The sequence below is a fragment of the Pseudomonas cichorii genome (assembly GCF_003700275.1).
Lineage (GTDB): Bacteria > Pseudomonadota > Gammaproteobacteria > Pseudomonadales > Pseudomonadaceae > Aquipseudomonas > Aquipseudomonas cichorii_B.
Genome location: NZ_RBRE01000037.1, coordinates 1 through 23,343 on the forward strand (window position 1 = coordinate 1; position 23,343 = coordinate 23,343).

Annotated in this window: 7 protein-coding genes and 1 pseudogene; 2 read left to right on the forward strand and 6 right to left on the reverse strand. The window is 55.1% G+C overall.

Annotated elements, in window-relative coordinates:
• The 6 genes and pseudogenes from ALQ04_RS09440 to ALQ04_RS09465 all read right to left on the reverse strand — a co-directional run.
• Window positions 1-1,157, reverse strand: a pseudogene (locus ALQ04_RS09440) (RHS repeat protein); the annotation flags it as partial.
• Window positions 1,158-1,256: 99 nt separating this feature from the next.
• Window positions 1,257-4,064, reverse strand: a complete 2,808-nt coding sequence (locus ALQ04_RS09445; RefSeq protein WP_122315495.1) for an RHS repeat domain-containing protein — start codon at window positions 4,062-4,064, stop codon at window positions 1,257-1,259.
• Window positions 4,064-8,383: a SpvB/TcaC N-terminal domain-containing protein gene (locus tag ALQ04_RS09450; protein WP_122315496.1), complete on the reverse strand. Its 4,320-nt coding sequence runs from the start codon at window positions 8,381-8,383 to the stop codon at window positions 4,064-4,066. Before ALQ04_RS09450 ends, ALQ04_RS09445 begins: the two co-directional genes overlap by 1 nt.
• Window positions 8,384-8,401: 18 nt before the next feature.
• Complete coding sequence (locus tag ALQ04_RS09455) at window positions 8,402-13,180, reverse strand: neuraminidase-like domain-containing protein (protein WP_122315497.1); 4,779 nt, start codon at window positions 13,178-13,180, stop codon at window positions 8,402-8,404.
• A 34-nt stretch (window positions 13,181-13,214) separates the two neighbouring features.
• Window positions 13,215-18,032: a neuraminidase-like domain-containing protein gene (locus ALQ04_RS09460; RefSeq protein ID WP_122315498.1), complete on the reverse strand. Its 4,818-nt coding sequence runs from the start codon at window positions 18,030-18,032 to the stop codon at window positions 13,215-13,217.
• Window positions 18,033-18,079: 47 nt separating this feature from the next.
• A complete protein-coding gene (locus ALQ04_RS09465) occupies window positions 18,080-21,067 on the reverse strand; it encodes a Tc toxin subunit A (protein WP_122315499.1) in 2,988 nt (995 codons plus the stop codon).
• A gap of 534 nt (window positions 21,068-21,601) precedes the next feature.
• Here ALQ04_RS09465 and ALQ04_RS09470 point away from each other — a divergent pair.
• Complete coding sequence (locus ALQ04_RS09470) at window positions 21,602-21,832, forward strand: DUF6124 family protein (RefSeq protein ID WP_122315500.1); 231 nt, start codon at window positions 21,602-21,604, stop codon at window positions 21,830-21,832.
• 207 nt (window positions 21,833-22,039) lie between these two features.
• The coding region (locus tag ALQ04_RS09475) for an RHS repeat domain-containing protein (RefSeq protein ID WP_409077249.1) at window positions 22,040-23,343 on the forward strand (1,304 nt) is incomplete at its 3' end.

A 23,343-nucleotide genomic window follows, 5' to 3' on the forward strand; every position in this document is an offset into this window, starting at 1 on the left:
CCGACATGGCGCATCTGCAACAGATTGCCAGCTGCGTCGTAGTCGTAGCTTTGGGTGTAATGACTGATCTGATTCGGATCGGGCGGCAGGTTTTGCAGGTCGGGCAAGGCCGGCCCATGACTGGCACCGGTACTGACCTCGCGGCCTGTGGCTTCGATGAGTTGATACAGTGTGTCGTAGCGGTAATGGCTGATGGGCTCGATACGTTGGTTGGCAAAGAAACGAACCGGCTGCGCGGCGTCTTCGATCTGCAGGATATTGCCAACAGGGTCGTAAACGTATTTGAGATGTTGCAAGCGTTCAGCACTGCGCTCCATCAACCGGCCATCCTGCGGATCGTAGAGTGAGCGGCTGATCACGCCATTGCCTGCGGTTTCCTGCTCAATCTGATCGAAGGCGTTGTAATGGATCTCGCTGACCAGCGTCTGTGGCGTGGTACCGGCCAAGGTCAGATCGACGGCTTTCAATTGCCCGGTCACGGTATGCCGCAAGTGCTGGGTATTGCCCATAGCATCGGTTTGCCTGATAGCCTCGCCCAAGGCATTGAACGTCCACTGTGTTTCGAGAGGATTACCTTCCAGAAGTGCATCGCGCTCGTCTTCAAGCTGTGGCCAATCCGGCATTTCCACGGCCTGCAAGAATTGTCTAACCTCGCTTAACCCAGTCCCGAGCAGACTGTAATCGGGTATACGCCTAGTGCCCGCCGTATCGTCATGGCGAATCAACTGGTTGCACTGGTTATGCGCGAAAGCATCTGGGCTGCCGTAACCGAAGCGTTCAGTTGTACCCATCTGTTCGTTGATCGCCAGCGGGCGCAGTAACTCGTCGTACTCGACCCGGCGCTTGCTGCCGCGACCGTCCCACCCTTCAACAACCTGTCCTGCTTCGCCCAACAAGCCCAGCCGCCAACCGGCATCGACGCTGTCGACCAAGAGCGCCTGACCACTGAGGCTGTGGGTTGTAGTGAGATTAACCAAAGCAAGACGCGGATCGCGCTGACTGACCAGGCGGCCCGCCGCATCGTGGGTTTGATAAGTGATGCGCTCATCCGCAGGCTGATCATGTTCACTGCGATAAAACGCAATGCCGCGAATTGCCAAGCCACGCGGGTCGGTGGTAACCAATGTGGGGGTGTGGCTATGCAACGCCATGTTCATTCGCAAGCATCCCTGTCTGCTATCTGAAATAAGTTTAGTTCAGACATGCAGACAGGTTTACCGGTCATCGGAATGGAAGAAAGCAAGTATTCAGCCTACTCATGATTGAGAACTCTTCCGTTGCTGATGGTTTAACGACTGTAAGTTTTTTTGCTTATAGCGCTTGTACAGAGCGTAGGCTGAGTAAATCAGGCTGTCAGCATTATCTGCAGATATTTTGGCAGCAATGCTGGGGTTTCGATTGAATTCAATGATAGCCGTGTTTAAATCGGTTACGGTTTCCTGATGAGGGTGAAGAGCCCGGACCCGATTTGTGAATATTGCCGCCAACCGCTCAAACCCTGAAAAATAGCTACTGTTTAAACCTCCACCAGTGATGACCTCGGCAGCCACACGAGTGGGGGGATAGTTAATAATATTACCGCCACCCACCAGTGCTGAGGCCCACTGGCCAAAGAGATAGTAGTAGTCTTCTGAGTTCGGGCCATATATTGTGCTTCCGCTTACCTTTTTTAAATGGCTTAGCTCGTGGCCGATAGTAAGGGTGATTCTTTTGTTATTGATATGCCTGGTATCAATAGCTATTCGACCATGAGGGTCCTTTTGAGAGGTGAAAGCAAAGAGGTTAGGTGCAACGGTTCTGACACCTAATATTTTGCTTTCTCCAAGGGGGGTACGATATTCCGCTGCCCGCAAGTAGCTCTGCTCCCAAGACTGGATCACCTGTTGTGTGACTTCAGCATGGTGATAGCCAAAAAAGCTTCGCATTATGTCGGTATTTTCCTCTGGATGATATTTCATCATGTAGAGTGCGCCTTCATAAATTTGATGCGTTTTTATAAAGGCTTTTTTTAGTATTGCTTTTTGATCTTTACGAAACTCATCTAGTCCACGGTAAAGAATGGTGTGTCCTATAGCTTCAAAGCCGCGCTCGATATCGTCACCTCTTCCTTCATAACTCATACCCTCCAGATCTTTATGAAGGAGGGGGGTATTGGCCACGAAACAAAAAAGATTCAACCCGTTTATATCCCCCGCCGGATCAGGGTTGATCCAACGCTGCAGCCATGGCGCGTAATAGCGGAAACCGTAGTAATACAATCCGCTCGCATCGCGCTCCTTACCTGAATAACGCACCGTCTTGTACTTCGCCTCCACGGCACTGCGTGCCGCCCACCACGCCGTACCTCCAAACGGGTAATAACTTTCCTGGCTGATCAGGCTGCCTTGTTGATCCAGCTCCAGCGTGCTCGACCCGAGATGATCGTTCAGGTTGTAGCGGATTTGATCGTTGGTAATACCGTTCGGCAGGCCTGCCTGCCAGTGCAAGGCCCGCACGTTATGGGTGGTAATGACATGCAGAATTTCGCCATCGGCACGGGTGCGGATTTCCAGTCCTGGCAGGTAGCGGACGTCACCGACCAAGGTGTGATTGGAAGCTTGAGCGCTATTGATCTTGCGACAACGTAAACCCTGGCCATCGTAGATATAACGTTCGTGATCGCTGGCTTTGGTGGCTCGGGTCACGGTCGTGATCTGCTGCAATTGATTGCGCAAATCCCATTCCAATGCCTGACTCCGTACCAGTTGCAGGAGGTTGCCATTGGCATCGAAACCGCTCTCAAAATCCGCATCGGTTTCACCCTCTGACAGACTGCGATTGCTGTCCAGAGCCACGCGCATCGTACGGGTAAAGGATTGAGCGCCCACATGGCGCATCTGCAACAGATTGCCTCCTGCGTCGTAATCGTAGTTTTGGGTGTAATTGCTGACCTGATTCGGATCGGGCGGCAGGTTTTGCAGATCGGGCAGGGCAGGCCCATGGCTGGTGCCGGTATTGACCTCGCGACCGGTGGCTTCGATGAGTTGATACAAAGTGTCGTAGCGGTAATGGCTGATGGGCTCGATACGCTGGTTGGCAAAGAAACGCACCGGCTGCGCGGCGTCTTCGATCTGCAGGATATTGCCGACCGGGTCATAAGCGTATTTGAGGTTTTGAAACAGAGAGGTGCTGCGCTCCATCAAGCGCTCATCTTGCGGATCATAAAGCGATTGGCTGACCACGCCATTGCCCGCGGTTTCCTGCTCGATCTGATCGAAAGGGTTGTAACGAATTTCGCTGACCAGCGTCTGTGGCGTGGCACCGGATAAGGCCAGCTCGACCGTTTTCAATTGCCCTGCAATGGTCTGCTTGAAATGTTGCGTATGCCCCATGGCATCGGTTTGCAGAATCGACTCGCCGACAGCGTTGTACTGCCATTGCGTGATCAGTTCTTCGCTCTCTACCAGATCGAGATAGTCCGTATTTTCTGCCCAGTCAGGCAGGTCCGGGGTTTTCAGGAACTGCCTGGACTGATTGAGAATCTGACCCAGAATCCCGTACTCGGGAAAATGTAACGAGCCTGCCGTGTCATCCAGCCTCAGCAGTCGCCCACATTGATTGTGCTCGATGGCGTTCTGGCTGTTATCGGCATACACCGAGCGCATGATCGTCCGTGCATTTTGCCGGGCATCGATTTCCAGCATCGTGACTGGCCTGAGGTTCAGGTCATAACGGGTTTGCCAGACGCTACCCCGTGCATCCCATCTCTGAACGACATTGCCGGCTTCAGTCCGCAGGACAAGATCCCAACCGGCATCCACGCTCTCGCTCAAGAGTGGAATGCCAGCAAGATTGTGTCGATGTACAAGGTTGGCAGGTGACGCTGCATCATGTTCCGCTAGCGCCCATAGGCGCGGGTCCCATTGCGTCGTAAGGCGGCCCGCAGAGTCATAGGCCATGCGCGTGATCAGGGCGAGTGGTTCATCCTGATCCTGAATCCTGTGGTACGCGACGTTGCGTACTGTCAGGCTCCGACCATCAACAACGCTGATGGTCGGAGTGCGAGCATGGAGTGTGTGGCTCATCAGAGCGATTCTCTTGAAGCCTTCAACGCCAGCACCTCTTCCGCCGTATCGTTCTCATCCTCACTGATGGTGTACCAGGTCCGGTAAGTCTGTCGTTTCATCCAGCCTTTGGCAGTCAGGGTGATGGTGGGGCGCCCCAACGGATCGTAGAACTGGCTATCGAAATGGCCATGCTCGCGCAACGACTCGTCCTTCACATACTGATGACTGTTGGCGAAATACGGGCGATAGACCCGCACTGCCAGCCCCTTGTTGTTGTATTCCACCCGCTCGCTGACACGCCAGCGCGGTGAGGCGTGGACGATTTTCGGTTTGCCGGCTTCGAGTATCAGCTTGCCGTATTCATCGACGGCATAAGCATCACCGTCTTCGACCAACTGGCGGGTTTGCAACGTGCGGCCAAAGCCGTCCACCGACACAAGGCCGATGCGCGTCTGTTTTTCCGGATCGCCCGGATAACGGTCTGCCTGCAGGGCTGCGCTGGCAAAGGGAATGCTGCCGGTGTCAAAAGTGACATTGCCGTCGTAATAGTGGACGCTGGCCAGATCGCCCAACGTGATTGCGGGCGCGTTAACGGCGTGATTACTGCCCCCCCATGAGCGTTTATCTGGATCAAGCGGTGCAAAGCCGACTTCCTGGCCCAGCTCGGTGCCGTAGAAACTGGTCGACCATAACCGGCCGAACGCGTCGTAATCCGCCTCCTGAGTGTTCTGGTTGGGGTCGACGATCCGGAACACCTGCAGCACGCGATAGTTATAGGTCGCCGTGGTAACGCAGCCCACCGGATCGGTGATCCTGGTCACGAACAGGCTATAGGGGTCGTATTCGACGCTGGTCCAGCCATGGCTGCGTGTCGGCCGGAAAGTGGTGATGCGATAGAAGTCTTCAGGCCCGGCGTAGGTGGCAAAACCCTGCTTGACCGACCAGAGGTTCAAGGTTTCATCCGGCAGGAACGCGGGCATCTGCTGATAGCCCACTTCGGTCAGTCTGGCGGCCAGTTTTTCGGCATCCATGACCCGCTCATAAGCGCTGAGTGCGTGGTCGTCGAGTTCGGCACTTTCGACGGCGTCAGCCAGCGCCTGGAAGTTCGCCTCTCCATCGCCGCAGCCGATGTAGCGTTGCACCGACAGGCCGGTGAGGGTGCGGGGCAGGGTGGCGAAGGTGCCTTGCGGATCAATGAAAGCCTCATAACCGATCTGCTCTGGCGTCAGCACGCCTGCCGCAACCACCATGGCGTTACCGCGTACCCGCCAGGGTAATCCCAGGCGCCAGCTTTGCGGGCTGTCGAGGTGGATGAACTCACTGCGAGTCTCGTTCAGATAGAAACTCTGCTGCGCCTCGTCATGGGAGGCCTGCCACCATTGTTGCTGGTAAGGATCCGCGAAAGGCGGTGGATCCTGCGGCTTTTTGCGCCGCGCATAATTCACCGTCACGTCGTGGGTCTGGGCGCCATAGCGGTCCCAGGTCAGGTTCAGGGTGTGCTGGCACATGGGGTCATCGAGCTGCTCGGCTTCGTACTGGAAGGCGATGGACTCCAGGTTCAGCGGCAGCATCAAGGCATATGGCTGATGTGGATTACGCGGCTTGAGCTGGCGTACCAGATAACGATGCGCTTGTACTGAATACAACTGTGGTGTGTCACCAAGGCCAAACACTTCCGTGCGCAATGGCAAGCCGCTGAGTGCGCGGGCCATTTCCCGGCGAGCGGGTTCATCGGGCTCATCGATCAGTTGGTCGACCTGAGTATCCGGGTCGTAACTGGACAGTAGATGTTTGCCCAGCGGTACGGCCTGTGGGTCACTGGTGTCGTAGCCATCGCCAGACTGTTGCGGGTCGCGCCCGGTATGGAACCAGTTCTTGTTCAGTACCGGAGCGGTAAAGCCTTCCGGCTGTTGGGGCTGTATTTCGGTGTCGGTCTGCAAGACCAGGCCAAAGCCGCGGAATGCCCGCTCTACAGGGTCATAAAACCCTTGGCGATACTTGAAGAGCTGGTTGAAGGTGTTACCGGTCACGGTGTCTTTCTGGATTTGCTTGACCACCACATGCACCGGAAATGGCAGATACGAAACAGCGTTCTGACCTGCATCCTGTAGTGCCTGTTTTTCATCCAGCCACTCCTGAGCCGAACTGCGATAGATGACTTCGCCGGTTGAGCCCATATTGTTGTTGGTTGCCTTGAGCAGGTAGGGCTTATGCAGTGTGCCCAGGTCGTTGGCGGCATAGTGCAAGGTCCAGTGTCGAGGCTGCATGTGCGGGACTGTTATTACCAGGCTTGAAAAGCCCAGGCCTTGTAGATCCGCCGCATTGACCTGGCAGAAACGGTCGTAATGCATATCCTGTGGCCAGGCTTGTTCAAAGGGTGCAGCGAAAGCATTGCCGCCTTCGTTCATGAATACCTGGATGCCGTCCGCTTCAAGGTAAAGCAGATCGCAGGCTCCGGAGCCGTCCATGTCGGCCAGCAGCACCCGGCTCGAATCGAAGGCTTCATAGCTGAACGGCAGGCTGGCGAACAACTGGCCTTTGCCGAAGCGCCCGCGTCCCAGGTTTGGCCAGAAGCGGACTTCGTTGTGCCGAATGCGGATCAAGTGTTGCTGGCCAGTGCCCAGCAGATCGGTGAATGCCACCAGTTCGTTGCGGCTGTCGCTGAGCAACGGCAGGCGGTCATCGTCGTGTGGGATATCCTTGGGTGCTGCGAAGCCCGCAGCCCGACGACTGGCATACAGCCGCACACTACGTGGCCCGATCAAGGCCAGGTCCGAAAGCCCGTCGCCGACAAGGTCGGCCATCTGCCCCTCAGGATGAAAGAACTCGGGAGGGAAGGCCGCGAAGGTCGAGAAGCCAGACCAGCTGCGGTCGGGCTTGAGAGTGAAAAAGCCGGCCATGCCCGGCTGGGCGACTATCCAGTCCAATCGTCCGTCGCCGGTCATGTCGGTGAGTGCCTGACGTACCGGTTTTGAGGAATCGGCCGTCGGAATGCGCGGCAACTCATGCCAGGGTGCGTAGGCAACGGCATCCGCGCCACCTGATTCAGCGCGTACCGGTTCTCGATAGCGCCAGCTCTTGTCCTCTTGATACAGCACGCCGGGCAGGCCATCACCATACAGATCGACCATCTGATAACGCTGGCCATCGTTGAGTCCGGGCATGGATTCAAGCGGTTTGTAAATGTCGTGACTGCTAGCGAATTCGCTGTAGGTAAATTGCATGGCGGGCTGTTGTTGCAGTTGTTTCGCGCTGGTGCCGTCCCAGGCCTGGACATGTGCTGCGCCGAGCATGTTGTATTTGAGGGTGGTCTGGCGATATTCCAGCAGCAGACGCTGGACCAGCAAGGGCGACTCTTCAAGCTCGTCCGGGAAGTGGTGAAACATCAGGACCTGCTGGCATAACCGCAGATTGCCCAGCTCAAAACCATAGGCAAAGCTGGAGTGCGGATCGCTGCGCACCGGCCATGCGGTCTGTTCTTCATAGGTCGGCTTGTCTGCGGGTTTGTTGCTGCGCTCGCCATAGTCGAACAACAGATCGAAGTGCCATTGCAGGCTGTCCAGCGCGTCCTCGTCCCACAGGTACAACACCGGATGCGCCTGAGCGTTGCCATAACGAACCCGCCACAGATAGCACTGGGCAATGAAATCCCGAGGGTGATCATCGGGCAGGCCGACTTCATCCTCGGCCTTGTATTCATAAAGGATATGTTCGCCTGCGGGGTTCATGCTTTCTTCCAGCAGCCATTCCGCGACGTGGTTGGCGTCGGCTGGGTCGGTGCTGCGTGACCCGGCTTTCTTGCCGTAGAAATACAGGCTGCCGTCGGCGCCATGGATCAGCCAGAAACCCGGATCCACCGGGTCGATACGCCAGTGTTCGATTCGCTCGAAAGCGCCTTCGATACTGGCGAAGTAGCGAACCACCTGATAGGTCGCGCCCAGATCATGGCCGTTATAGCTGCTGGCACTGGTGAATTGAATGATGCCCTCGGCATTGCGTTCCGCTAGCCAGATCTCGCCGTTGGGGCCAAGCATTACATCATCGTCGGTATAGCCTGGTACGCCTTTGCTGGCGCGCCGTGCCACGCAGCCGATGCTCAGGTTCCAGCCAATACCGAATAGCCCGTTGCCGATGGTGCTCTGATAATTGAGGGTCAGCACAGGCTCATAACCCCGACCGGGGCTCACGGGCAGGGCGATTTGCAATGATGCCGTACCGTTGCCACCTACGGCGCCCCAACCCTGGCCGATGCTTTGAATGGTCCCGCCGCCCTTGGGCAGCGAAGGCGTCGCGACGGCTGGCTGCGGTGATTGTTGCGATGATGCTTGAGCGTCCATGGCTCTGGCTCTCTCTCGTTAGCTGCTTTTGGCGGTGTAACGCATGTGGACGATGATGTCGGTGATCGAGGCGATCAGCTCCTCTTGCCCGGCGCTGAACTTCAAGGCCCAGCGGGAAATCGCTCCGGTGCCTTCAAAGGGCAGGTAACGCTCATCATCGAAATTGAAAACGAACAGGCCGTCATCATCGACCCCGGTTGAAACGGCGATCTGCTGACTGGCACGCATGTTTTCCTTGAGCGGACCTTGAGGGCCGTTCATCTGCACGGCGCTGTAGGTCTGGGTCAGGGTCGCGCGAATATCCTGATAGGGGCCGACCGTCACCGGTAGTGAAACGCTCATGCGTTTGATGCGACATAGATAGTGGCCGGTGTAGTCAGCGTCGAGCATGGCCTTGGTAATCTCGAACTCGGCGATGCCTTCGTCTGTCAGGCGGGCGAGCACGGCGTCCCAACCCAGGTTGATGCTGGGATCTTCATCGGTTGAGACAGGCAGCTGTTTCACCGAAACGGTCTTGACGATCTCCAGCTTGCGGTCATGGCGGGCCAGATACGCTGCATCCATGCGCAACAGGTTCAGTTTCAGCGACTCGCCAGCGGTCAGGCCGCGCCAGGCGTCTTTCCAGGCAGCGGGCTGGATGAAGGTCGCGGAGTAGTCGGCAATTTCGTATTGCCAACAGGCCTGTGCCGCGAGGCATAGTGAAAAGGTGGCGTCGTAGGCCTGGTAGTAAAAGGTCGAGAACTGACTATTGAGCCATTGGTAAAGCTGACTGTTGGTGAAGCGTTTGTTGAGAAAGGCGTGGATCACCTCGGCCTGTTTTTTGGCCTCTTCGGCCTGACGCAGTTGCAGCTCCGTGACACGCGTCTGGGCGTCATGGACGACCAGTTGTGCATTGATCTGGTTGACTTCAAGTTCTGCCTGATCGCGGGCGTTTTCCCATTCCTGCCGACGACGGCGGAAGATTTCCGAGCGCTCCAGGGCGTCGCCGACACTGTCGTTCAGGGTTGCCAGGGCATTTGCAGCGATGGCAACGACTTCAGGAATCCCCTCAAGACGGAAGCCTCCTACAGCTCCCCCTCCTGCGCCACCATTGGACATCCCTGCGATTGTGCCGGCATGGATACCCAGATGATTGGGAATAACCTTGAGCGCTGCCGCAGCTGCTGTCGAGGTGGCGGCCACACCGCTTGCAACCCTGGCGCCCATATGTGCGGCAGCGGCGGCGATTTCTACGGGGCTGACATTCTCAGCGGCCAGCCTGGCATAGAAACCGGCTCTTGCAGCGGCAATCTGCTGACTGGCCTGCAGTGACTTGCGTGCTTCAACTTCGACTTTTTGAGTTTCCCGTTGCAGGTCGATGGCGTATTGAGCGAATTCCCAGACTTGCTGCTGTTGCAGCTCCATCAGTTGCCCTTGCTCCTTGCGTTCAATAATCGACAGCAGGGTCGTGCCAAACTGGATCAGGTTATCCACAGCAGCGCTGGCCCGGCTGAACATCACCGCGTAACGGTAGTGAGGTGTTTCCTGAGCCAGCAGGCTGCCCACGCCGCCTTCGGTGGCACCGTTGGCATAGGCCGCCAGCAGGGCGCGGGGGTCAAGCGGTGCAGCGAACAGCGGCAACGACAAGGGTTTGCCATCCAGCGTCAGGTTATGGCGCAGGTTGTAGAGCCGCGATTCGAGCATGTCCCAGTAGCGGGTCAGTTCCGAGTTCATGGGCATGATGAAGTGGTCGGTGTCTTCTGCGCTCAGGGTCGGGTCGCTGCCAAAGGTGCTCAGGCGCAGTAACGGTCTTTGACTATCTTCATCGCGAGCCTGCTGGTCCTGCTCAATCAACTGGTTTTCAAAATCCCGCAGACCCGGATTGCTCGATGCGGCAAGAGCCGACAATTTGATCGGTGTCCAGCGGCTGGTGAGCACCACATCGGGACGTGGCCCGAGCAGGTCCAGAATGCGCACATACCAGAGCTTGGCTTCACCAAGGCTGTCCGGCGTCAACTGCCGATAGGCCATGTCGCCCCGGTCGATCAGGTTCTTGATGTAATGGAAGTACACCGCCTTCTGATACCTGACCGGGTCGCTGGCGGCGATGCCGTCCGGGTCGATGGGGGCGCGCATGAAATAGTCCGGGTCAGGTTTCTCGGTCAGTGGGCGAACATTCCAGTAGTCGGGCGCACCGGTATTGGCGTTGGCCTTGCGTCCTGGATCGAAGATGAACCCCAGCCAGAGTTCGGCATCGTTGAAGCGTTGCTCCAGGTTCAGGCGATGGGAAATCATGAATGGCAGGTGCAGGAACATTTCCCAGAAGTACAGGCCGTTGGCACCTTTGAAATCCATCAGGCTTGGCTCTGTCTGGTAATCGCCGATCGGCGGTTCCTTGAGCTGCTGGGTGTCCCAGGACAGCAGAGCTTCCAATGCGATATTGGCCTTGTTGATCAATTCACGGGCAAACAGGGTGTTCATGCGGATCGGGTCGCGTAGGTCGCTGGTTGAACCGTCGCTGTATTTGATGGTTGAGTCCGAGAAATGGATATATTCGGCGATGCCGAGAAGCGGGTCGGTGCGTTTTTTGATTTTGGGGGCGATAGGGTCTGTGCCTGCTTCTGATATCCAGGTGAGTTCCAGTTTAGTGGATTTAATGGCGCTAGCGATCCAGGGTCCATTCAGGGCGTTTATGCCAATGCCGTGTGTTACGTAGAAGGCGTTAGAGCCTTCAATGTAGGTGGCCGGTAATTTGGGACGTAAAGTGGATTTGTCGAAAGGCAGGGTTACAGTGTAGAAACTTGGGGCAAGTAGCTTGTTTGAATGAGTTGCATTGCTGATATGCAGTTGCGCCTCATAAGGCTTATTCATGTCCTTAGGGTGGTTAAAGTATTGGGCCAGTTTTATCGACTCTTCAGGTATAAAAAACTTTATTGTTGGAGGGGCTGGTAAAGGAATGGTGTATTCAAGTACGATGACCCCCGTCTTGACATCGCTCACACTGTAAGGCGTTTCTCCTTTAATTAATCGAATCAGGTAGTGTTTTACAAAACCTCCCGTGCAGTCAATTACGTTAGTTGCTCCAAATAAAATAAAGGGAGAAAAAAGTGCGTTGACTATGAAGTTTTCAAGTCCGGCTGGCTCTTTGGTGGTGTAGTTGGTATACATGAAAAACTGCAAAGCCAGGAGGTTGAAATCGTCTGGCACCGGCACTGATATGGTAGAGCCCTCCAGTAATTTGTTGTAAAGTCCTATTTGGGGGCCAATTATCAAGTGGACTAAAAAATCCAAATCTCCTGCGCGAAAAGTAATGTCGATTATCACCGGGGGCGGTGCGTTCTCGTCTTCATCAGGAATGATATCTCTAATTATGGCTGTTGTTATTTTTATTGTGGAGTTCGTATGGTCTATGGAAGGCCGTTCATTGACAAGATCCTCTAATGGACAAACTCTGGATTGCCAGTCCCTATAATTCCATTTTTCATCATTGGCATTGGGCGAAGACGTGGTAATGGTCTTGAATCCGACCCGCATACTCCAGGTAAATTGAAAATTTGGCTTGTTTTTTAGCGCAAATACCCAGCAGGTTTTTCTTATACGTAGCTCATTGGGCTCTGCAGTGTCTGGATCGTAGTTTTCAAAGACCCAGCCTTGTGTGGGAAATGCTCGGGTCGTATTGAAATTCTTGTCCACAAAAGCTGTTTGCAGAAAGGCATAGTCGGAGGTGCCGCCGTCCGTATCGCCCGATACCAGTTTTTCCCCGGCGTACATGGCAATGAACAGTGATTCAGGTGAGGCGGAGATGTCAAATACCGCAATGGTATTGAGGTCTCTCTTCAAGTCGACAGCGATGTTTGCCGCCGTGAATGAGTTGGCACTTACAATACTCATGTAAGACAGCGGTGCACTCCACGACTCATCGTATTTCTTGTACGACAGGTTGAACACAAGTTGCACCTGATCGGTGATCGTGACGGTAGGCTTATCCGCTGTTCCTGTAATGGCTGACTCACCCGCCACATCAATAATATCCACCCAGGTCATGAACAGCCGGTTATTGAAAAACACCGGCCTGATGGTGCGTTCCAGAGTAGTGGCATTGACGCCGATATCCGCACGTTTCCAGTCCGACCAGGCTCCCGGTGTCGGGTTGTCATATTTGGGGCCTTCGGTACCTGTCTTGTAGGCACGCTCGTTCATGTCGACCATGCGCCAGTAATAGACGTTTTCAGCGCGGGATTTACCGAGAAAGTAATACTTGCCTTCGGCGAACCGGGTACTGTCAATGTAGCCATTGATAATGGTCAGATTGGCCACTTCCTCGAAGCTGGCCAGGTAGGACTTCACCGCCTCCTGAGTGGTATCGATATTGATCTTGTTCTGGTTGATATCGTTTTCCAGTTGCGCGAAATAGCCGGATTTTTTCAGGCGTAATGCCGGGGAAATGAACACTTCCGGATACAGCGCCAACTGCATGTTGGCTGCCCAGATCGGGTATTGACTGCTGCGCTCACGCCACTCGACAAAGTGCGCCTGGGTAGGCTCTAGTTGGCCGTATCCCGGCTCCATACCCAGTAACGCACCGTTGATATATTGCTGAAGGCTGGCAATCGCAGAAGCCACATAGCTGGTTTCCACCTCATTGCAGACCTGATTATCCAGCAGGAAAAACTCGTATAGATCGTTGGCTGTTTTAAGGCGTTGATCCAGCCCAAGCTGAATGAGCAGGGGGGAACTGGGTACGACTTCTCCCAGGTAATACTCCACCAGCGCATCCCGGAAGGATTCATTGAGCTGGCTTTCAACGGAAACGGACATGTCTTTGGCCTCCATGGCCTTGATTCTCTGTGCTTCAGCCTTTTCTCGCCGTGTAACGCATGTGCACGATGATGTCGGTAATCGAGTTGATAAGGTCTCGCTGTAGTTCCGGGTTGCTGAAGGTCAACGCCCAGCGTGAGATGGCCCCTGTGCCTTCAAATGGCAGGTAGCGCTCGTCATCGAAGTTGAAAACGAACATGCCGTCGTCATCGACACCCGTCGAAACCGCGATCTGCTGGCTGGCACGCATGTTTTCCTTGAGCGGGCCGTCGGCCGCGGCACTCATCTGCACGGCGTTGTAAGTCTGGGTCAGCGTTGCGCCGATATCCTCGTAAGGCCCGATGGTGACGGGCAGCGAAATGCTGATGCGTTTGATTCGACGCAGATAGTGGCCAGGAAAAATGGCGTCGAGCATGGCTCGGGTGATTTCAAACTCAGCGATGCCTTCGTCTGCCAAGCGGGCGACCACAGCGTCCCAGCCCAGATTGATACTGGGATCCTCATCGGTCGAGACAGGCAACTGTTTCACCGAAACGGTCTTGACGATCTCCAGCTTGCGGTCATGGCGAGCCAGATAGGCCGCATCCATGCGCAACAGGTTCAGTTTCAGCGACTCGCCAGCGGTCAGGCCGCGCCAGGCATCTTTCCAGGCGGCGGGCTGAATGAAGGTCGCGGAGTAGTCGGCAATCTCGTATTGCCAACAGGCCTGTGCCGCAAGGCATAGCGAAAAGGTTGCGTCGTAGGCCTGGTAGTAAAAGGTCGAGAACTGGCCATTGAGCCATTGGTAAAGCTGACTGTTGGTGAAGCGTTTGTTGAGAAAGGCGTGGATCACCTCGGCCTGTTTTTTGGCCTCTTCGGCCTGACGCAGTTGTAGCGCCGTGACGCGGGTCTGGGCGTCGTGGACGACCAGTTGTGCTGCGATCTGATTGACTTCAAGTTCCGCCTGATCGCGGGCGTTTTCCCATTCCTGCCGACGACGGCGGAAGATTTCCGAGCGTTCCAGAGCGTCGCCGACGCTGTCGTTCAGGGTAGACAGGGCATGTGCGCCTACGGCGACTATTTCAGGTATCCCCTCAAGACGGAAGCCTCCTACTGCGCCCCCTCCTGCGCCACCGTTGGCCATCCCCGCGATTGCGCCGGCATGGATACCCAGATGATTGGGAATAATTTTGAGCGCTGCCGCAGCGGCGGTTGCTGTGGCTGCAACACCGTTTGCAACCCTGGCGCTGAAATGTGCGGTAGCGGCAGCGATTTCTGCGGGACTGACATTCTCAGCGGCCAGCCTGGCATAGAAACCGGCTCTGGCAGCGGCAATCTGCTGACTGGCCTGCAGTGCCTTGCGTGCTTCAACTTCGACTTTTTGAGTTTCCCGTTGCAAGTCGATGGCGTGCTGGGCAAATTCCCAGACCTGCTGCTGTTGCAGCTCCATCAGTTGTCCTTGCTCCTTGCGTTCAATGATCGACAGCAAGGTCGTGCCAAACTGGATCAGGTTATCCACAGCAGCGCTGGCCCGGCTGAACATCACCGTATAACGATAATGTGGTGTTTCCTGAGCCAGCAGGCTGCCCACGCCGCCTTCGGTAGCGCCATTGGCATAGGCCGCCAGCAGGGCGCGGGGGTCAAGCGGCGCAGCGAACAACGGCAGCGACAAGGGTTTGCCGTCCAGCGTCAGGTTATGCCGCAGGTTGTAGAGCCGTGATTCGAGCATGTCCCAGTAGCGGGTCAGCTCCGAGTTCATCGGCATGATGAAGTGGTCGGTGTCTTCTGCGCTCAGGGTCGGATCGCTGCCGAAGGTGCTCAGGCGCAGCACCGGCTGATGGGTTCCCTCATCGTAAGTCGTTGCGTCGCGAGCCTGCTGTTCCTGTTCGAGTAGTTGGTTTTCAAAATCCCGCAGGCCCGGATTGTTCGATGCGGCGAGGGCCGACAGGGTGATCGGCGTCCAGCGACTGGTAAGCACCACATCGGGACGCGGCCCGAGCAGGTCCAGAATGCGCACGTACCAGAGCTTGGCTTCACCAAGGCTGTCCGGCGTCAGTTGCCGATAGGCCATGTCGCCCCGGTCGATCAGGTTCTTGATGTAATGGAAGTACACCGCCTTCTGATACCTGACCGGGTCGCTGGCGGCGATGCCATCCGGGTCGATGGGCGCGCGCATGAAATAGTCCGGGTCCGGCTTCTCGGTGAGCGGGCGGACATTCCAGTAGTCGGGCGCACCGGTATTGGCGTTGGCCTTGCGTCCTGGATCGAAGATGAACCCCAGCCAGAGTTCGGCATCGTTGAAGCGTTGCTCCAGGTTCAGGCGATGAGAAATCATGAACGGCAGATGCAGGAACATCTCCCAGAAGTACAGGCCGTTGGCACCTTTGAAATCCATCAGGCTTGGCTCTGTCTGGTAATCGCCGATCGGGGGTTCCTTGAGCTGCTGGGTGTCCCAGGACAGCAGAGCTTCCAATGCGATATTGGCCTTGTTGATCAGCTCCCGCGCAAACAGGGTATTCATGCGGATCGGGTCGCGTAGATCTTTATCCGAGCCGTCGCTGTATTTGATGGTGGAGTCAGAGAAATGGATATATTCGGCGATGCCGAGAAGCGGGTCGGTGCGTTTTTTGATTTTGGGGGCGATGGGGTCGATGCCACCTTCGGACTCCCAAGCAAGTTCTATTTCGGTGGATTTTATGGCGGAGCCAATCCAGGTTGGGTTGGCTTTGGTTTTGAGTTCAATACCATGAGTGATATAGAATTTTTTTGAGCTGGCAATGAAGGTTGTTGGTAGTAGTGGCAGTAGTGTGGATTTATCAATGCGAACCGTAGTTTGGTATAAGCTAGGGGGGGAGAGTGTGTCTTTGTGGTCTGACTTGTTTATTTCTTTTTGAGAGTCATAGGGTGTGCTCATGCTAGAGGGATGGCTGAAAAGCTGTGCTGCTGTGATGGATGGAGCGTTACTTGGATCTGAGGTAGCTGTTGCGCCACAAGTGATTGAGTTGGAGGCAAAGTGTACGGTTACTAATTTTAGCTCGTGAGCGGCTGACAGAGTGCTATCAATTCCTTTTGCTATCAGGCCTCCTCGTAAGTCAAGCGTGACAATGTTTGAGGAGCCAGGAAAGTTTATATGGTAATAGTCGTACTCTTCTGTTAGTAGGAATTTTATTAATGCTGGTAGCGTACTATCAAATCCTTTCAATAGGTCAAAGTTTACTAGGCCTTGTTCTGGGGATACCGTGGAGCCTGTGAGTGTAGAGCCTTCTATAAGTTTGTAATAGTATTGGGAGAATGGGGTGAGGTTAAGTGTCAGAACCCACGGGTCAGGTTCCATGTTGATGCTTATTATTAACCGTCCTGAAGCACGGCCATCCATGTCTGAATTGATTGTGGTCCCTAAGGTTATTTCTGATTTTTCATGATTTATAGTCGCCCGGTCTATTGCAAGGTCAGATATTTTGGCTTGCCATCCTCTGAAATTCCATTCGTCACTCTCATTGTTCGGAGATGTGGTTTTAATGGTTTTTATTCCAATGTGGATATTCCAGGTGAATTGAAAGTTGCCCTTGTTTTTCAGTGCCAGCGCCCAGCAGGTTTTTCGAATGCGACTTTCATTCGGTTCAGCCTTTTCGGCGTCATAGTTATCCCAGACAAATCCCGTTTTAGGAAAGGCTCTTTCCTTATTAAAGTTCTTGTCAATAAATGCTGTTTCAAGCAGAGCATAATCCGATGTGGAACCCTCCGTATCACCACTCACCAGCGTTTCACCTGCATACATGGCAATAAACAACGATTCCGGTGAAGCCGACACGTCAAAGATCGCAATGGTATTCAAATCGTTTTCAAGATTGACCGTCTTGCCCGCACGGTTAAAGGTGCTGAGTGTCGTCACGTCCATATAAATCAAGGGCGCGCTCCAGGAGTCATCATATTTTTTGTACGAGATATTGAATACCAGCCGGACCTTGGGGGTGGATGTTATTGCGTTTGGGTCGACAGGAATGATCGGGATGCTGCCATCGGGGTCAGGTTTGATGCTGCCGGTCGGTAATGTGATCTCAATTTCTTCGGAAACGTGAATCAGGTCCACCCAGGTTAAAAACAGCCGGTTATTGAAAAACACCGGGCGAATGGTTCGCTCTAGCGTGTTGGCGTTGACCCCGATTTCAGCCCGCTTCCAGTCCGACCAGGCTCCTGGTGTGGGGAAGTCATGTTTTGGCCCTTCAGTACCCGACTTATAGGCCCGTTCGTTCATATCGACGACGCGCCAATAATAGATATTCTCGGCGCGGGACTTGCCGAGAAAGTAGTACTTGCCTTCAGCAAAACGATCACTGTCGATATAACCATTGATGATGGTCAGGTTGGCCACCTCCTCGAAACTGGCCAGGTAAGACTTCACCGCCTCCTGAGTGGTATCGATATTGATCTTGTTCTGGTTGATATCATTTTCCAGTTGCGCAAAGTAACCGGATTTCTTCAGGCGCAAGGCCGGGGAAATAAAGGTTTCCGGATAGAGCGCCAATTGCATGTTGGATGCCCAGATCGGGTACTGGCTGCTGCGCTCGCGCCATTCGACGAAGCGTGCATCTGTCGGTTGCAGGACGTCATAACCCGGTTCCATACCCATCAATGCGCCGTTGATGTATTGCTGGATACTGCTGATGGCAGAAGCCACATAACTGGTTTCAACGTTATTGATTACCTGATTGTCTATCAGGAAAAACTCATACAGATCGTTAGCGGTTTTAAGGCGTTGGTCCAGGCTAAGACTTCTCAGCAAAGGTGAGTTGGGTACGACTTCCCCCAGGTAATACTCCACCAGCGCATCCCGAAAAGACTCATTGAGCTGGCTTTCAACGGAACGGGACATGTGCGTCGCCTCCATGGCAATCGATGAAAAAGCACTTCTGATGCGGCTCAGCGGCTGGCGCCCATGACTGCGTCCCCGAGCTTTTTCCACTCGTCAACGGTGCTGGCACTGGTTAATTCGGTCGCGGCCAGCAGTTGCTCAGTACTGAGCGCGGTCAACGCGCTGGTGTCCTGCATGCGTTTTAGCCAGTCCACCTGATGCATGGCTTTGGCAATGCCTCCCAACTGCTTGCGTGCATTAGCCAGTTCGGTTGTGCTCCAGCGTGTGAGCGATGCCAGTTGCGCGTCGCATTGCCCGGTCGTACCGCCGTTGTTGGCCAGAATGAAATATCCCAGCAAGGCCGCTTCCGGTTGCCCGCAGTTGTCACGCCAGTTCCGGTAACGGTCCAGAACATAAATGCTGGTCAGCGAGAGTGGCAGCGGGACGGCCAGGCTGGCATGCAGCCATTTTGGGTTGACCAGAAAGGTTCGTAACGCCTGGGCACTGAGGCCCAGTTGTTGATTGACCTCGGCATAACGATGCACGGTCATCAGGGCATTGATCAGTTCCTGGCTATTGTCCGCCAGAGGCAGGCTGAGGCTGGCATCGGTAGCCGCGTCGATGGCTTGACCCAGGAAGACGTCGGCACTGATACCCGCCCAACGCATCACTGTTTCGCAACGGTCCAGCGGTAACCCCGCGCTTGATTGCAGCAGGCCTTCCATCAACCGGTGCTGAATGACGTAGCCTTTGAACAGGAACTCGCCGAGTCGGGTTCTGGCGGCTTCTTTCGTGGCAGGCTCCAGCGTTACCGGTTCGAGTTGAGTAATGAGCAGTGTGTCCAGATCAGCCGCGACGTTGCCATCCAGTGTCAAAGGCAGAGCCTTGACCAGACCGTGGGCTTCGATCAGTGGGGCGAGTACGGTTCCCCACCAGTCGATGACGGTACCGTCATCATCATTGATCGGCAGGTTCAATGAGCCCAGTTGTTCTTTGGTCAGTACAGCCTCACGCGCTTCCTTGGCCAGTTGCTCCAGTTGGTCGAGCAGTGCCTCCGGGACAGAGGGCTCGGAGGGATCGAGCGCCAGTTGGCGACGTAGCGTCCACACGTCGCGCCCGGTTTCATTGAGCCAGCTAACGGCCCAGTCCAGTTGCATGATGATGTCGAGGATGTCAGGAGAGGGTGCTTCGTTCGGTGTTTCACTTGCTGTATTTCTGAGCGTCCCTTCCACTACCTGAGTGCGGTAGGACTCGCCGCCCAACAGGTCGATCAGTGCACGACTGGCTGGAGCAGGTAGAGCGAACATCATTGCGATACGGGTCTGACGATACATTGAGGACATCATGGACAACGTTCGCAAGAATGGCTGATCGGCTCCGGCATAGGCGTCACGGGTATCTATCAGGATTGGCCACAGGCTTTCCCGGGTAAGCTCCAGGCCAAGGGCGGCACAGATCTGTGTGAGGGTCTTGTTGCTTTGACTGTCTCCGCTCATGAGCCAGACTTGTTTCCCGTCCAGTACCAACGGTGTGTCAAACAGCACCGGGTTATTGAAGACCCGGTCGAACATCGATAAGCGTCCTTTGTTGCCATAGGCGCTTAACTGATAAAAGAAACCGGCAAACTCCTCCGGCTCAATCGAATAGCGTTGGCTCAGGTAGCGATAGACACCCAAGGCTCGCAAGGTATTCTCGGTCAGCACGTGACCGGCATTGGCCTCACCTTCAGAACGGATGATCGCCATGATCAATGTATCGAGATGGGCGAACGGGATACCCAGCCAGCGTTGCAGACGAATCATGCGTTGCATGCGGTCGAAACGGTCCACGCTGGTATTGAGCAACTGGGGTTTCTGTTGTGCATCCAGACCCAGCTCCATGGCGGCAGTAGCCGACGGACCATTGACGTAGCAGGCGCCGTACTTGGCTGAATCGGCGGCTGTAACAGTGTGATCGTCCGGATTACTTGCAGCACCCGCAGCCTGAACATTGGGCGACGGGTAAGGCGCATCGATTCCGGTCGCCAGCAGTGCCTCCACCGCATTACCTGGCAGGCCGGTTTTTTCATTGAATATCTTGAGTGAGTTCAACGGGTTGCCTGCACCGCTGACGTAAAGAGAGCCGTACTTGTTCTTGAAGAACTGAGTAATAAGGGGCTCGTCTGCATCCGGCAAGGCTGGGTCCAGGACAATCGCCTGTTGCTCCGGCCCCGTGTTGCTCATCATCACTTGCGCCCAGTTACTGCCCGATTGCACCGCGCCATAGGTATTGGTGCCCGGCGAGGTGGCTGGTACTTCGAGGCTGATTCGGTAACTCAACTCACCGAGAGTCGGCTTCTTGCCAGCAAGCCCCAAACTGATCTGCTGATGATGAAAGTTGTAAGGGAACTGGAAGGGGTGCTGTTTCTCGGCAACCAATTGGTAAATGGTCTTGCCCTTGAGCCCCTCGACGGTACTTACGTATTCATTGATGGCTTTGCTTAAAACGGTGTTAACGATTTCGAGCGTGGGGAGCGGGGTGTAAGTCGTCTGTTGATCGATCAACAGGTCTTTCAGATCCGGGCGACGCACATCCAGGTGAATACGGTTGCTCTCGGCGCTGCTGCCCTCCAGCTCCTCCATTGCAAAGCGATAAAGAGCCGTGAGATACGCCGCCGGCGAGTCCTTGGCTTCAATCGCCCCGACCTTGCAGAACAGGTCCCAGTTCTCCTTGAACAGGTTCGGGAAGCTGGGGCCGATCTCTACCAGTGAGCGTACGCCTGTGCGTTGGGTCAGGGTTTGAGTACGCCCGGACGAAACCAGTTGGTTGCGATACAAACGCACAATCTGGGTGGCGTAACAGCGCGCATTTTCGTAAGCCAGGTCGCCATTGGCATCACTGTGCTGAAACAGTTCGCGTATGAAGGCCGGTTTGGAACGGCGCACGATATCGAATACCGAACCAATCCCCATCGCTTGCATGGCACTGACAAAACTCAGTTTGCCATCCGTGCGTTCAGACGTGGGTTCTTCGGTTCTGGCGAGATTTTGTAACAAAGAGAACGGTTGTTCGGCCATGTCAGTGCTCCCTGCAGGAATATTCACAGCCTTTTGCAGTGGGAGATTTTTGTCATCTGACAGAAATGACAGTGTTCAGGCTTGTTGAGGTTTTTTTCAATAAATTCAGTTGGTTAAATTTTTTATGAGTGAAGAATCGATTAGCGATAGGTGGGGGCGTCGTTATGGGAATTTGTTATTTGCATAGGCTGTGGTTTTTTAGATATTTGCCCTGAATGGCAGGATGCCTCTCTTTCGCTTGAGGGAAATTTCCGAGAAAATCCCGGCCTATTGCGCCTCGGCATTTGGCTCTCTAGGCTGCACCGGTCGCTGCAAATTCAGCGATCAGGTTTGGTAGACCTGACCCAGCCCGGCGCAATGCGCCACCTTCTACGGGGCGCGTTTTTACGGCCTGCGTTTATGGTGGCCGTGCGCTCGGCGTTCACGGACGCACCGGTGTGCCAGGCTGCCGGTCTACCAACTTGCGTACGGCCACCACCCTGATCGTTGGTAGCGATGGGCAGTGGCTCCTTCAACAAGCCTGGAGTTATGCACATGCTCGATAAAGTCATACCCGACCCACCCTCCGCGTTATTCATCGTCAACGAAGCCGTCAATCAGGAAGAAGCGCTTAACTACGCTTCCGATCTGTTGCGCTGCATCATCACCACTGCCTACGAATCCGGTGACAGCGCCCAGGGCACTGGACGTGACCTGGCCTTCTCGGTGTTGCATCTGGCAGAAATGGCCAAGGCCATGGTGGATCGCTCTATCGCCTGCCTTTAACAGGTAGATATCGTCTGGCCCTGTCGCGGGCAAACCCCCTTCCACAATGTGGCGTGTTCATCCTGTGGGAGGGGCCTTGGCCGCGACGACGGTATTCCAGGCAACCTGTAAGTAGGTGGCTGGCTCAATGTCCTTCGCGGATGAATCCGCTCCTACACAGCTGTCTGCACTAGACTCATTGCAAGTCGCAGACAGGGACGCTTGCGCATGAATATGACGGTGCACAGCCAAACACCATCGCTGGTCGTCATTGACCCGCGTGGTTTGGTGATACGCAAAATTGCTTTTTGTCGCAGTGAGCAAGATCAGCCTATGGATGAGCGGGTGACCTATCAGACTCATGACGCGATGGGGCGTCCGATCAGGCAGCGTGATCCGCGTCTTGCTCACCCCAACCTCAATACGATTTACAGTCTCAGCGCTCAGGTGCTGCTGAGCGACAGCGTCGATGCCGGTTGGCGGCTTGGGTTATTGGGTGAAGCGGGTCAGGCTATTGATGGATGGGACGGTCGCGGCAGCCAGCGCCAGATTGAATATGATGAGTTATTGCGGCCACTGGCGATTACTGAACAGGCGCAAGTCACCGAACGCTTTGGCTATGGTGGGGCTGATGGTTTTGAGCATAACCAGTGCGGCCAGTTGATACGCCACGACGATACGGCGGGCACTCGGCGTATACCCGATTACGGTTTACTCGGGAGTGTGCTGAGCGAGGTTCGGCAATTCTTGCTGGCTGTGGAAATGCCGGATTGGCCACAGCCTGAAGACGAGCGCGATGCACTTCTGGAAGGTAATCCTCTCGAAACACAGTGGACGTTCAATGCCGTGGGCGAGGCCATCAAGCAAACCGATGCAATGGGTCATGCGCAGCACTTCATGCAGACCGTGGCCGGACAGTTGAAAACAGTTGATCTGACCCTGGCCGGTGCTGCGGCACAGACGCTGCTCAGCGATATCCACTACAACGCCTTCGATCAGATCGAGCAGGAAACCGCCGGCAATGGCGTGGTCAGCCGCTCACTCTACGATCAGCAAGATGGTCGGTTGATGGAGCGCAGTGCTGAACGCTGGCAGCACCTCAAATACGCTTACGACCCGGTCGGTAATATCCTGCAGATCGAAGACGCCGCGCAGCCGGTTTGCTTCTTTGCCAACCAGCGTATCGAGCCCATCAGCCGTTACTGCTACGACACTCTGTATCAACTCATCGAAGCCACAGGCCGTGAGGTCAGTACCGGTGCCAGTCATGGGCCGGCCTTGCCCGACCTGCAAAACCTGCCGCCCGATCCGAATCAGATCAGTAATTACACCCAAAGCTACGACTATGACGCAGCTGGCAATCTGTTGCAGATGCGCCATGTCGGCGCCCAATCGTTTACCCGCACCATGAAAGTCGCCACGGACAGTAATCGCAGCCTGCCAGAAGGTGAAACCGATGCGGATTTTGAGACTGGTTTCGACGCCAACGGCAACCTCCTGCAGCTGATACGGGGTCAGGCGCTGGAATGGGA

What these genes read in the sequence shown, in the direction of transcription:
- ALQ04_RS09445 (WP_122315495.1), bottom strand. Translation starts at nt 4,064, where the DNA reads ATGAGCCACACACTCCATGCTCGCACTCCGACCATCAGCGTTGTTGAT.
- ALQ04_RS09470 (WP_122315500.1), top strand. Translation starts at nt 21,602, where the DNA reads ATGCTCGATAAAGTCATACCCGACCCACCCTCCGCGTTATTCATCGTC.
- ALQ04_RS09460 (WP_122315498.1), bottom strand. Translation starts at nt 18,032, where the DNA reads ATGTCCCGTTCCGTTGAAAGCCAGCTCAATGAGTCTTTTCGGGATGCG.
- ALQ04_RS09450 (WP_122315496.1), bottom strand. Translation starts at nt 8,383, where the DNA reads ATGGACGCTCAAGCATCATCGCAACAATCACCGCAGCCAGCCGTCGCG.
- ALQ04_RS09465 (WP_122315499.1), bottom strand. Translation starts at nt 21,067, where the DNA reads ATGGCCGAACAACCGTTCTCTTTGTTACAAAATCTCGCCAGAACCGAA.
- ALQ04_RS09455 (WP_122315497.1), bottom strand. Translation starts at nt 13,180, where the DNA reads ATGTCCGTTTCCGTTGAAAGCCAGCTCAATGAATCCTTCCGGGATGCG.